At 71.8% G+C, this 12,310-nt stretch carries 12 protein-coding genes; 3 read left to right on the forward strand and 9 right to left on the reverse strand.

Annotation, left to right across the window (positions count from 1 at the left end):
• Positions 1-12: 12 nt before the first annotated feature.
• From BGK67_RS24895 to BGK67_RS24925, 7 genes are all read right to left on the reverse strand, one after another.
• Positions 13-666, reverse strand: a complete 654-nt coding sequence (locus tag BGK67_RS24895) for a hypothetical protein (protein ID WP_069922156.1) — start codon at positions 664-666, stop codon at positions 13-15.
• A gap of 100 nt (positions 667-766) precedes the next feature.
• Positions 767-1,672 (reverse strand): DMT family protein, encoded by a 906-nt coding sequence (locus tag BGK67_RS24900; RefSeq protein WP_069922157.1) that lies wholly within the window; start codon positions 1,670-1,672, stop codon positions 767-769.
• 80 nt (positions 1,673-1,752) lie between these two features.
• Complete coding sequence (locus BGK67_RS24905; RefSeq protein ID WP_069922158.1) at positions 1,753-2,850, reverse strand: LOG family protein; 1,098 nt, start codon at positions 2,848-2,850, stop codon at positions 1,753-1,755.
• Positions 2,851-2,876: 26 nt separating this feature from the next.
• Positions 2,877-3,947 (reverse strand): hypothetical protein, encoded by a 1,071-nt coding sequence (locus BGK67_RS24910; protein ID WP_069922159.1) that lies wholly within the window; start codon positions 3,945-3,947, stop codon positions 2,877-2,879.
• Complete coding sequence (locus tag BGK67_RS24915) at positions 3,929-4,702, reverse strand: ABC transporter ATP-binding protein (protein WP_069922160.1); 774 nt, start codon at positions 4,700-4,702, stop codon at positions 3,929-3,931. Before BGK67_RS24915 ends, BGK67_RS24910 begins: the two co-directional genes overlap by 19 nt.
• A 181-nt stretch (positions 4,703-4,883) precedes the next feature.
• Positions 4,884-6,245 (reverse strand): aspartate aminotransferase family protein, encoded by a 1,362-nt coding sequence (locus BGK67_RS24920; RefSeq protein ID WP_069922161.1) that lies wholly within the window; start codon positions 6,243-6,245, stop codon positions 4,884-4,886.
• Between the two features lie 3 nt (positions 6,246-6,248).
• On the reverse strand, positions 6,249-6,752 hold the full coding sequence (locus BGK67_RS24925; protein ID WP_069922162.1) for an Lrp/AsnC family transcriptional regulator: 504 nt from the start codon (positions 6,750-6,752) through the stop codon (positions 6,249-6,251).
• A gap of 170 nt (positions 6,753-6,922) precedes the next feature.
• Between BGK67_RS24925 and BGK67_RS24930 the strand changes: the two genes are divergently transcribed.
• Positions 6,923-8,362, forward strand: coding sequence for a gamma-aminobutyraldehyde dehydrogenase (locus tag BGK67_RS24930; protein WP_069922163.1), 1,440 nt, complete (start codon positions 6,923-6,925; stop codon positions 8,360-8,362).
• Between the two features lie 92 nt (positions 8,363-8,454).
• A complete protein-coding gene (locus BGK67_RS24935; protein ID WP_069922164.1) occupies positions 8,455-9,633 on the forward strand; it encodes an ABC transporter substrate-binding protein in 1,179 nt (392 codons plus the stop codon).
• 112 nt (positions 9,634-9,745) lie between these two features.
• Here the strand turns inward: BGK67_RS24935 and BGK67_RS24940 are convergent, their stop codons facing one another.
• Positions 9,746-10,438 (reverse strand): glycerophosphodiester phosphodiesterase, encoded by a 693-nt coding sequence (locus BGK67_RS24940; protein WP_069922165.1) that lies wholly within the window; start codon positions 10,436-10,438, stop codon positions 9,746-9,748.
• Between the two features lie 37 nt (positions 10,439-10,475).
• Positions 10,476-11,546 carry an adenosine deaminase gene (locus tag BGK67_RS24945; protein ID WP_432215527.1) on the reverse strand — a complete coding sequence of 357 codons (1,071 nt, stop codon included), beginning with the start codon at positions 11,544-11,546 and terminating at the stop codon, positions 10,476-10,478.
• A 64-nt stretch (positions 11,547-11,610) separates the two neighbouring features.
• Here BGK67_RS24945 and BGK67_RS24950 point away from each other — a divergent pair, with 64 nt between their 5' ends.
• Positions 11,611-12,309 (forward strand): DUF4190 domain-containing protein, encoded by a 699-nt coding sequence (locus BGK67_RS24950; protein ID WP_069922167.1) that lies wholly within the window; start codon positions 11,611-11,613, stop codon positions 12,307-12,309.
• Position 12,310 lies beyond the last annotated feature (1 nt).

Genomic DNA, 12,310 nt, shown 5'->3' on the forward strand with positions numbered 1-12,310 from the left:
CGAAGGGCAAGCTCAGGAGGGTCGGGAAGGGCCCGGGCGGGCCACGCCGGGGCCGGCGCCGGCGGCGCGGCGGGCGCGCAGGATGTGCACGCTGATGATCAGCGCCCAGGCCGGGAAGAGCAGCTCGGACCAGGGGATGCCGGAACCCACGACGAGCAGGACCAGGCCGACGACGGTGCCGAGCAGCGCCAGCGGCCGGGGGAACACACCGAGCAGCCGCCCGATGGTCGAGGTCGCGAGGACGAAGACGGAGGCCATCCGCATGGCGTACGTCGCCAGCAGGGTGTAGGCGAAGTGGCGGCCGAAATCGGAGGGCGTGCCCTCCTCCAGGACGGTGCCGGCCGCCGCGGCGGAGGCGAACAGCGCGGCCACGAAGACGAAGCCGCTGCCGAGGAACACGGTGGCGATGAAGCGGTCCTCGGCCTCACCGGTGTGCGCGCGCAGGGCGCCCATGAACCACAGGAAGAAGATGCCGGCGAAGGGCACGATCTCCAGGGCCACCCGGACGGCCCAGCGCCGGTCCGGGGCGATGGGCGCGTCGGCGGCGTCGCCCGAGGGTACGGCGATCCGCATCAGGACGATCGCCGTCGCGAGCAGCAGGGCGAAGGCGATCCCGGCCAGCCCGGCCGCCCGCGGAGTCTTCAGCCGATCGGTCGTGGGCTCCATGGGGCCCCTCGCTCTCTCCCCCCGGTCCAGCAAGCGGCAGCCGCCGCCGCACCACCACCGGGGGCGGCCGGCCGGGTGACGCCGCCCGGCCGGCCCGAGGTCAGCCCACCGGCTCCGGTACGGGGGCCGGGGCCCCCTCGTCGGCCCCCTCGTGCTTGCCGTACCAGGCGACCGCCACCGCTCCGCCGACCGCCAGCACGAAGCCGAGGACCGCCAGCCAGGCCAGCCCCGGCCGGGAGGCGTCGCCGAGCCAGAGCACGCCGATCGCGCCCGGGAGGACCGTCTCGCCGACGACCAGGGCGGCCGTCGCACCGTTCACCGAACCGATCTGCAGGGCGACCGTGTGCAGGTACATGCCGCCGAAACCCGCCACGAGGATGGCGTACAGGGCCGGGTCGGTCAGCAGGGTGCCCAGGTCGAACGGGTCGACGCCGTCCAGGATCCGGACGCCGACGCCCAGCGCGCCGAAGCCCAGGCCCGACAGGAGGCCCGCCAGGATCGCCGCGCCGCCGCCGAGGAGGCGCACGGCGACCGTGCCGCCCACCATCAGCAGCAGGGTGATCCCCAGCAGCCACCAGTGGGTGGACATCGGGGCGTGGTGGCCGCCCTCATGGCCCGCGGCCGTCGCCAGCAGCACCAGCGCCGTGCAGACGACACCGATGGAGGTCCATTCCTTGCGGCTCAGCCGGATGCCCAGCATCTTGACGCTGAGCACGGCCGTGATCACCAGGTTGGCGCTGATCACCGTCTGGGACAGGAACAGCGGCAGCAGGCGGGCCGCCAGCGCGCCCAGCCCGAAGCCCACGAAGTCGAGGATCGTCCCGACGATGAACTCCCAGGTCATCGCCGCCTTCGCGGTCGACGCCAGGTTGGGGCCGCCGTGCGCCGTCACCCCTGCGGCGGACGGGGACATCCGGGCGGCGCGGCGCGATCCGACGGCTTGCAGGACGGATCCCGTGCCGTAACAGATGGACGCCGCGACAGCGGTCAGCAGGCCTATGAGCACCGAAGGCTCCGTTCACGTCTGGCAGGTTTTGCGGTACCACTGCCAGACGTCAGAACGGGCCGCGAAGTTGCCTCCCGGTGTCAGGCCATTGACGCGAGGGCGTCCGGGACCTCGTGCACCGAGTCCACGAGCGCGATCCGGGACTCCATCGCCCGGCCGCGCGCCAGGGCCCGGAGCAGGGGCCAGGCGGGGAGGTGCTCGGTCCAGTGCGCCCGGTCGACCAGGACCATCGGCGCCGGCTCGCCCCGCGAGGCGTAGTAGTTCGGGGTCGCGCTGTCGAAGATCTCCTGGACCGTGCCCGCCGCGCCCGGCAGGAACACCAACCCCGCCGTGGAGCGGGCCAGCAGCCCGTCCTCGCGGGTGGCGTTCGCGAAGTACTTGCCGATGTGCGCCGCGAAGGCGTTCGGCGGTTCGTGCCCGTAGAACCAGGTCGGGATGCCCACCGAGTCGCCGCCGCCCGGCCACCGGTCCCGTACGCCGAAGGCCGCCCGCGCCCAGTCGGACACCGACGGGGTGAAGGACGGGGCCTTGGCCAGCAGCTCCAGGGCCTCGGCGAGGGCCTCGTCCGGGGCGGGGGCCAGGTAGGCGCCGAGGTTGGCGGCCTCCATCGCGCCGGGTCCGCCGCCGGTGGCCACGGTGAGCCCGGACCGGGTCAGCGCCCGGCCGAGCTCCGCCGCGCCGCGGTAGTCCGTACCGCCGCGGGACATGGCATGGCCGCCCATGACGCCGACCACCCGGGCACCCTGGAGGTGCTCGTCGAGGGCGTCGGAGACGGCGTCGTCGTGGATGGAGCGGAGCATCGAGGAGAAGATGTCGCCGTCGGCCTTGGTCTCCTGGAACCAGGCGTAGGCCTGGGCGTCCGGGGTGGACTCGTAGCCGGCCGGCAGCCCGGCGAACAGCTCCTCGGGCGTGTAGAGCAGGCCCCGGTAGGGGTTGAACGGCAGGTCCGGCACGGGCGGGAAGACCAGCGCGCCGTCGGCGCGGACCTTCACCGAGGCGTCGGGCTCCATCGCGCAGCCCAGGAACACGGCGGCCGAGGTGTCCGCGGACAGCAGCGCGAAGGTCCGCTCCAGCAGGTTGACCGACTGGATGCGGTAGCCGCTGAGCGAGCCGCGGGCCACGACCTGGTCGAATTCGGCGAGCGTCTCGATCTCGGTGTCGATGTATCCGTTGACCATTCGGCCCACCCTAAGGGCTGCTCGCGTCAGCGGGTCAGGGCCAGTGACGTCAGCTGCGCCACACCCCAGCTGAGGGGCAGGCACACGGCGATCAGGGCGGTGGCCCGCAAACTCGCCGCCGTACGCAGGACCTTGGCCGGTGCGCCGAGGTCGGCCAGCGCCTCGCGGCCGGCGGCCCGGCCCTGCCGGGAGTCCACCGCGGATGTGAGAAGGGTCGCGGCGGCGCACAGGGCGACGAGGGCCGCGGCCGGCCCCGTCAGCGGCCCGAGGGGGAGGAGCGGGCCGCCGTGGTCCCGCAGGGCCGGGGCGGTGAGGGCGGCCGCCCCGACGGCGCAGAGCACCCCGAGCGGCGGGCCGACCCGCGGCGCCTCCTCCTGGAGGACCCGGCCGGCCAGCAGCCGCAGTGCCCCGGGGCGGCCGGCCTGGACCAGGGTGCCGCAGGCGTAGGCCAGGCCGGGCCCGGCCAGGGCCAGGCCGGCGGCGGTCAGCGACCAGCCGGCGAGCATCCCCGGCCCGCCCGGTCCGGCGTAGGCCTCGACCGCGAGTCCGCAGGCGGTGATCGCGATGCCCCACGGCAGCCCGGTCTGCGGGGCCAGGGGCTTGCGCCGGGGCAGGGTGAGGACGGCGGCCGACGCGGTCAGCGGGACCAGGAGCAGCAGGGTGAGCGCGGCCGCCACGGGCAGCGGCTGGTCGGCGTGGAGCAGCGCGGCGCCGGCTCCGTCGAAGGGCAGCCCGGCCAGATCGCCGCGCAGGTGGAGGAAGGCGGCCAGGGCCAGTGCGCTGCCCAGGGCGCAGGCGACGGCCGTGGAGATCGCCGCGACCAGGCTGAGCCGCACGGGCCCCAGCCCGGCGGCGTCCAGCCCCGCCCGGGGCCGGGTCGCCGGGTCGGTACGGGCGACCGCGACGGCGAACTGGACGGTGGCGGCCAGCGGCACCAGGGCCCACAGCAGGCGAGGGAACGATCCGCCGGGGCGGGCCACCGCCCCGGCGAGGACAAAGAGGAGGAGGAACCCGGTACCGGCCGAGGCGGCGGCCACGAGCAGCCGGCGCAGCTGGACCAGCGGCCGGGAGCCGCGGGCTAGGCGGAGAGCGAGCACGCGGCCTGCCCCTCCGTGGTCTCGGCGGCCGGAGGCCCGGGCGGCTCCGGGGCGGCCGGGGCCGTGGCGGCGGGCCGGCCGTCGAGCAGGGGCACGCGGCGGTCGGCGACGGCCGCGGTCTCCTCGTCGTGGGTGGCGAGCACCACGGTGATCCCGTGCGAGCGGGCCGCGGTGGTGAGGGTGCGGAGCAGCAGGGCGCGCTCGGCCCGGTGCAGCGGGGCCGTCGGCTCGTCGCCGAAGATCACCGCGGGTTCGTTGACCAGGGCGCGGGCCAGCGCCACCCGCTGGCACTCGGCCCGGTTGAGGGCGCCGGGGCGCTTGCGGGCGAAGGCGCCGATGTCCAGGCGCTCCAGCCATTCGCAGGCGGCGTGCTTGGCGCTGCGGTGCGAGGCGCCGGCGAGGAGCAGCGGCAGGGCCGCGTTCTCCCAGACCTTCAGCTCGGGCAGCAGCTGCGGCTCGGGGCCGATCCAGCCGAACCGGTCGCGGCGCAGCCGTTCGCGGGCCAGGGCGCCCATGGTGTGCACGGGGACGCTGTTGAACCAGACCTCGCCCTGTTCGGGGCGCAGCTGTCCCGAGAGGCAGCGCAGCAAGGTGGTCTTGCCGCTGCCGCGCGGGCCGGTCAGGGCCAGGATCTCACCCTGGCGGACCCCGACGGAGACACCGACGAGGCCGGGGGATCCGCTGTGGGAGTAGTGAAGGGAGCGCGCCCACAGGACATCATTGTCGGGTGGGGCGGTCTCCGGTGGAGCCACCATGGCGTACACCTCCGTCCGGGGGAACGAAGCGGAACCGGTTCGGTCACTGGCGCCGCAAGGAGATGTAAAGAGATAAACGTCTTGGATGGTGACAGCACACGGCCCGGACCCCCGCGTTCCCACTCGAACGGGTGATCCGGGCCGTGTGATCGGCCTATTTACGGCCTGGTCCGGCGGCTGATCAGAGCTTGGTCCACGCCTCGGTGAGCACCGAGCGCAGGATGCCCTCGATCTCGTCGAAGGTGCCCTGGTCCGCGATCAGCGGCGGGGCCAGCTGGATGACCGGGTCGCCGCGGTCGTCGGCCCGGCAGTACAGGCCGTTCTCGAAGAGCGCCTTGGAGAGGAAGCCGTAGAGCACGCGCTCCGTCTCCTCGTCCGTGAAGGACTCCTTGGTGTCCTTGTCCTTGACGAGCTCGATGCCGTAGAAGAAGCCGTTGCCGCGGACGTCGCCGACGATGGGCAGGTCGTGCAGCTTCTTCAGCGTCGAGAAGAAGGCGTCCTCGTTGTCCAGCACGTGCTGGTTGAGGCCTTCCTTGTCGAAGATGTCGAGGTTGGCCAGCGCGACGGCCGAGGAGACCGGGTGGCCGCCGAAGGTGTAGCCGTGCAGGAAGGTGTTGTCGCCCTTGTAGAACGGCTCCGCGATGCGGTCCGAGACGATGCAGGCACCGATCGGGGAGTAGCCCGAGGTCATGCCCTTGGCGCAGGTGATCATGTCCGGGACGTAGCCGAACTTGTCACAGGCGAACATCGTGCCGAGGCGGCCGAAGGCGCAGATCGTCTCGTCGGAGACGAGCAGCACGTCGTACTCGTCGCAGATCTCGCGGACGCGCTGGAAGTAGCCGGGCGGCGGCGGGAAGCAGCCGCCGGCGTTCTGCACGGGCTCCAGGAAGACGGCGGCGACGGTGTCGGCGCCCTCGAAGAGGATCTCCTGCTCGATCTGGTCGGCGCACCAGCGGCCGAAGGCCTCGGGGTCGTCGCCGTAGATCGGGGCGCGGTAGATGTTGGTGTTCGGCACCTTGTGCGCGCCGGGGACCAGCGGCTCGAAGGGGGCCTTCAGGGCGGGCAGGCCGGTGATGGACAGGGCGCCCTGCGGGGTGCCGTGGTAGGCGACCGCACGCGAGATGACCTTGTACTTGGTGTGCTTGCCCTGGAGCTTGAAGTACTGCTTGGCGAGCTTCCAGGCCGTCTCGACGGCCTCGCCGCCGCCGGTGGTGAAGAAGACCTTGTTCAGGTCGCCAGGGGCGTAGTCGGCGAGGCGCTCGGCGAGCTCCACGGCCTTGGGGTGCGCGTACGACCAGATGGGGAAGAACGCGAGTTCCTGCGCCTGCTTGTAGGCGACCTCGGCCAGTTCCTTGCGGCCGTGACCGGCGTTGACCACGAACAGGCCGGCGAGGCCGTCGAGGTAGCGCTTGCCCTTGTCGTCGAAGATGTAGGCGCCCTCACCACGCACGATGGTGGGCACGGGTGCGTTCTCGTAGGACGACATGCGGGTGAAGTGCATCCACAGGTGGTCGTACGCGGTTTTGGAGAGGTCCTGGCTCACGGGTTATCGAGTTCCCCACATGTAGGTCTGCTTCTTCAGCTTCAGGTAAACGAAGCTTTCGGTTGATCGCACGCCGGGGAGCGCGCGGATCTTCTTGTTGATCGTTTCGAGCAGGTGGTCGTCGTCCTCGCAGACGATTTCCACCATCAGGTCGAACGACCCTGCGGTCATCACGACGTACTCGCACTCGGCCATGGCGGTCAGAGCGTCCGCCACCGGGTCGAGGTCCCCCTCGACGTTGATGCCGACCATGGCCTGGCGCCGCAGGCCCACGGTGAGCGGGTCGGTGACGGCGACGATCTGCATGACGCCCTGGTCGAGCAGCTTCTGTACGCGCTGGCGCACGGCGGCTTCCGACAGGCCGACGGCCTTGCCGATCGCTGCGTAGGGACGGCGACCGTCCTCCTGCAGTTGCTCGATGATCGCCAGGGACACAGCATCGACCGAAGGGGACGGTTGTCTGTTCCTGGAATCTGCGCTTCGACTGACCACGACCACACTGTGCACGAGGAGTCGTCTGTTCCGCAAGACGGAATCGATGAAATCCGTCGTTTGGCGACTCGGATCTCACTGATTTCGTAGTTCACCGTGTCTGGCTCTGTCGAAAGCCTCCGCCGAGGAGCTACTCTTTGGGGATCGTCTCAATCGTTGGACATGGGATCAGGAGAGTGGCTGTAGTGACCACCGAACTGCGTCGTCTGCGCAACTACATCGGCGGAGAGTTCAAGGACGCCGCCGACGGGCGGACCACCGAGGTGGTCAACCCCGTCACCGGCGAGGCGTACGCCACCGCCCCCCTCTCGGGCCAGGCCGATGTCGACGCGGCCATGGCCGCCGCCGCGGCCGCCTTCCCCGGCTGGCGCGACACCACGCCCGCCGAGCGCCAGAAGGCCCTGCTGAAGATCGCGGACGCCTTCGAGGCGCGCGCGGACGAGCTCGTCGCCGCGGAGTCGGAGAACACCGGCAAGCCGCTGGGCCTCACGGCCAGCGAGGAGCTGCCGCCGATGGTGGACCAGATCCGCTTCTTCGCCGGCGCCGCCCGGCTGCTCGAGGGCCGCTCCGCCGGCGAGTACATGGAGGGGATGACCTCGATCATCCGCCGCGAGCCGGTCGGCGTCTGCGCCCAGGTCGCCCCGTGGAACTACCCGATGATGATGGCCGTGTGGAAGTTCGCCCCGGCCATCGCCGCGGGCAACACCGTGGTGCTCAAGCCCTCGGACACCACCCCCGCCTCCACCGTCCTGATGGCGGAGATCATCGACTCGATCCTGCCCAAGGGCGTCTTCAACGTCATCTGCGGCGACCGCGAGACCGGCAAGGCCATGGTCGAGCACGACACCCCGGCGATGGCCTCCATCACCGGCTCGGTGCGCGCGGGCATGCAGGTCGCCGAGAGCGCCTCCAAGGACGTCAAGCGCGTCCACCTGGAGCTCGGCGGCAAGGCTCCCGTCGTGGTCTTCCAGGACGCCGACATCGCCAAGGCCGTCGAGGACATCGCGGTCGCCGGCTACTTCAACGCCGGCCAGGACTGCACCGCCGCCACCCGCGTGCTCGTGCACGAGTCGATCCACGACGAGTTCGTGACCGCGCTGGCCAAGGCGGCCTCCGACACCAAGACCGGGCAGCCGGACGACGAGGACGTGCTCTACGGCCCGCTGAACAACCCGAACCAGCTCAAGCAGGTCGCGGGCTTCATCGAGCGCCTCCCCGCCCACGCCAAGGTCGAGGCGGGCGGCCACCAGGTCGGCGACAAGGGCTACTTCTACGCCCCGACCGTCGTCTCGGGCCTGAAGCAGGACGACGAGATCATCCAGAACGAGGTCTTCGGCCCCGTCATCACCGTCCAGTCCTTCACGGACGAGGCCCAGGCCCTGGAGTACGCGAACGGCGTCGAGTTCGCCCTCGCCTCCTCCGTGTGGACCAAGGACCACGGCCGCGCGATGCGGATGTCCAAGAACCTCGACTTCGGCTGCGTGTGGATCAACACCCACATCCCGCTCGTCGCCGAGATGCCGCACGGCGGCTTCAAGAAGTCCGGCTACGGCAAGGACCTCTCCGCCTACGGCTTCGAGGACTACACCCGCATCAAGCACGTGATGACCTCGCTCGACGGCTGACCGTCGCACCGGTCGGAGCAGGCCGCACAAGGGGCGGGCGGTAGACAACATGTCTATTGCCCGCCCCTTCGCGTTTCCCCGAGGCTGAGGCCATGCCTCAACTCGCCTTCTCCCGCCGCGCCGTCCTGCGCGGCCTCGGTGCCACGGCCCTGCCGGCCGCCCTCGCCGGCTGCGGAGTACCCGCGGCCCACGTCCCCGAGGACCGGCGTGGAGGACTCGACCGGTCCGAGCGCGACCGGACCCTCTCCTTCTCCAACTGGCCGCTGTACATCGACACCGACGAGGAGGACGAGGAGCGCCGCCCGACCCTGGACGCCTTCTCGGAGCGGACCGGCATCGAGGTCCGGTACTCCGAGGAGATCAACGACAACGACGAGTTCTTCGGCAAGGTCAGCCCCGCCCTGATGAACCACCAGGAGACGGGCCACGACCTGGTCGTGGTCAGCGACTGGATGGCCGCCCGCTTCGTCCACCTGGGCTGGGCCCAGAAGATGGACCGCTCGACGCAGTCCAACGTGGACCGGCACCTGGACCCCCAGCTGCGTTCCCCCGCCTTCGACGAGGGCCGGCTGCACACCGTCCCCTGGCAGTCGGGGATCACCGGCATCGCCTACAACCGCAGGGCCCTGGGCCGGGAGATCAAGTCCGTCAACGACCTCTGGCAGCCGGACCTCGCGGGCCGGGTCACCCTCTTCTCCGGCCTCGACGAGTCCTTCGCGCTCCTGATGCAGGGCGACGGCGTGGACGTCACCCGCTGGACGGAGTCCGACTTCCACCGGATGTGCGACCGGGTCGAGAGCATGGTGAGGAAGAAGCACATCCGCCGCTTCACCGGCAACGACTACACCTCCGACCTGAGCAAGGGCGACGTCCTGGCGTGCCAGGCCTACTCCGGCGACGCCATCCAGCTCCAGGCGGACAACCCCGACATCGAGTTCGTGGTTCCGTACGAGGGGGCCGAACTCTGGGCGGAGAGCCTCCTCGTGCCCAACCTCGCCCGGCACAAGGCCAATGCGGAGGCCCTGATCGACCACTACTACGACCCGGAGGTGGCCGCGGAACTCGCCGCCTCCGTCAACTACGTCTGCCCCGTCCCGGCCGCCCGCGAGGTCCTCGCCGGCTCGGACGACCAGGACACCGCCGCGCTGGCCGAGCACCCGCTGATCTTCCCCGACGACGAGATGCGCGAGCGCCTGGTCGTCGCCCGGGACATCTCCTCGGCCGAACGGCGCTCCCTCGCCCGCAGGTGGAACGCGATCGTCGGGCTCTGACCACGCCCCTCCGGTCCCAGCGGCAGCGTGACGGCCGGCTGCACCAGCTGCGTCGGACCCAGGTCCACGCCCCACGGCCAGGCCCGGCCCGGCCGGGCGGCCCGGGCGCGTATCACAGGCCGAGCTCGGCGGCCCGTACGGCGGTCAGCGCCTCCACCCGGTTCGTCGTGATGGAGTCGACCCCGGCCCTGACCAGCGCCCGCATCGTCCGCTTGGTGTCCGCGGTCCAGGCCGACACCAGCAGGCCGTCCCGGTGCAGCGCGTCCGTCAGCTCCCGGCTCACCAGGCCGAAGCGGTAGTTGAGCCAGCGGGGGGCCACCGCGTCGAGCAGCACCCGGCGCGGCGGTGACAGCGTGGTCCAGGTCAGCGCGATCTCCGCGCCCGGATCGGCGGCACGGACCGCGAGCATGGTGTTCGGCCCGGCGCAGTAGGAGGTGCGCTCCCGCGCCCCGCACGCGCGGATCTCGCCCACGACCGTGCGTACCGCTTCGTACGAGGCACCGGGCAGGTCGAGCATCAGCCGTCCCGCCCCCGCCGCCAGCACCGCCTCGCGCAGCGTCGGAACGCCGCCTCCCGTCAGCTCCTCGAGCTGGGCGGCCGTGACGGCGTCGAGCCGCACGTCATGGCCCCACAACCGCTTCAGCGTCTCGTCGTGGAGCAGGACCGGCACCCCGTCGCGGGTCAGCCGTACGTCGATCTCGACGGCGTCCGCCCCGCGCGCGAACGCGGAGCGGATCGAGGGCAGGGTGTTCTCACGGACTCGGTAGGGATCGCCGCGGTGGCCGACGGCAGTCAGGGTGCGCATGGCCCCATTCTCAGGGGCGGACGCCGCCGGCGGGACGTCAGCGCGCGAGCCATTCGGCCGTGTACGCGTCGATCTCGGCGGTGAGCTCCGCCTTGCCGGCCTCGTCCAGGAAGGATGCCTCGACCGCGTTCTTGGCGAGCCGGGCCAGACCGCGCTCGTCGAGGTCGAGGAGGCGCGCCGCCACCGCGTACTCGTTGTTGAGGTCGGAGCCGAACATCGGCGGGTCGTCGCTGTTAATGGTGACGAGCACGCCCGCGGCCACCATCTCCTTGACGGGGTGCAGGTCCAGGTCGGTGACGGCGCGGGTGGCGATGTTGGAGGTCGGGCAGACCTCCAGCGCGATGCGGTGCTCGGCCAGGTAGGCGAGCAGCTCGGGGTCCTGGGTGGAGCTGGTGCCGTGGCCGATGCGCTCGGCGCCGAGCTCGCGGATGGCGTCCCAGACCGTCTCGGGGCCGGTGGTCTCGCCCGCGTGCGGCACGCTGTGCAGGCCGGCGGCGCGGGCCCGGTCGAAGTACGGCTTGAACTGCGGGCGTGGGACGCCGATCTCGGGGCCGCCCAGGCCGAAGGAGACCAGGCCCTCGGGGCGCAGGTCTACGGCGAGGCGGGCGGGCTCGGCGGCGGCCTCCAGGCCGGCCTCGCCCGGGATGTCGAAGCACCAGCGCAGGATGACGCCGAGCTCGGCCTCGGCGGCCTTGCGGGCGTCCTCGATGGCCTCCATGAAGGCCTTCTCCTCGATGCCGCGGCGGGTGGAGGAGTAGGGGGTGATGGTCAGTTCCGCGTAGCGGATGTTCTGCCGGGCCATGTCGCGGGCCACCTCGAAGGTGAGGTGGCGTACGTCGTCGGGGGTGCGGACGAGGTCCACGACCGACAGGTAGACCTCGATGAAGTGCGCGAAGTCGGTGAAGGTGAAGTAGTCGGCGAGCGCCTCGGGATCGGTGGGGACCTTCGAGTCGGGGTGCCGGGCGGCCAGTTCGGCCACGATGCGCGGGGACGCCGAGCCGACGTGGTGGACGTGGAGTTCCGCCTTGGGCAGCCCCGCGATGAAGGGGTGCAGGTCGGTCATGGGGTGCCTCCGGGAGGACGCGCGGGCGGTCGGGTCGGCCTTCATCGTAGGCACCCCGGTGACTGTCGGTGGCAGCGCTTAGCATGGCCGTACGAGAGGGGGGCGCCGCATGACCGACCAGAGCCCCGAGCCGAGGGACCCGTGGGCGCCGCTGGAGCGGCCGGCGGTGGACCTGGGCAAGCAGCAGGCCGCGCCGGGAGCACCGTCCGTGCACGACCAGCCGACGCTCGCCGGGATGCCGGGGGCCGCCGCGCCGCAGCCCGCCCCTCAGTCCGCCGCCCCTCAGTCCGCGCCGGCGCCCGCCGTGCCGCCCGCGTACGGGTATCCGGCCCAGCCCGATCCGGGCGGTTACGGATACCCCACCGCGCCGTCCGCCGTGCCGGGGTACGGGTACCCCGGCGACACCGGATACCAGGCCGTGCCCGGCTACCCCGGGTATCCCGGGTACAGCGGGTACCAGGGCACGTCCGGATACCCCCTGTACGCGACGCCGAAGAGCAACGGCTTCGGCGTCACCGCCCTCGTCCTCGGCATCCTCTCGGTCGTCGGCTGCATCACCAGCTTCCTGGCCATCGGGATCGGCATCGGGGCGGTGGTCTTCGGCGCCCTGGGCAAGGGCAAGGCGACCCGCGGCGAGGCCGACAACGGCGGGATGGCGCTGGCCGGGATCATCCTCGGCGCGATCGGCATCGTGCTGGGCGGCCTGATGCTGCTGGCCATGTTCGTCCCGTTCCTGGAGGGGGACTGGGACGACGGCTCCCGCTACGACAGCCCGTACTCCGACTCCCGGGAGCGCGAGAAGATATGAG

This window comes from Streptomyces subrutilus (assembly GCF_001746425.1).
Classification (GTDB): Bacteria; Actinomycetota; Actinomycetes; order Streptomycetales; family Streptomycetaceae; genus Streptomyces; species Streptomyces subrutilus_A.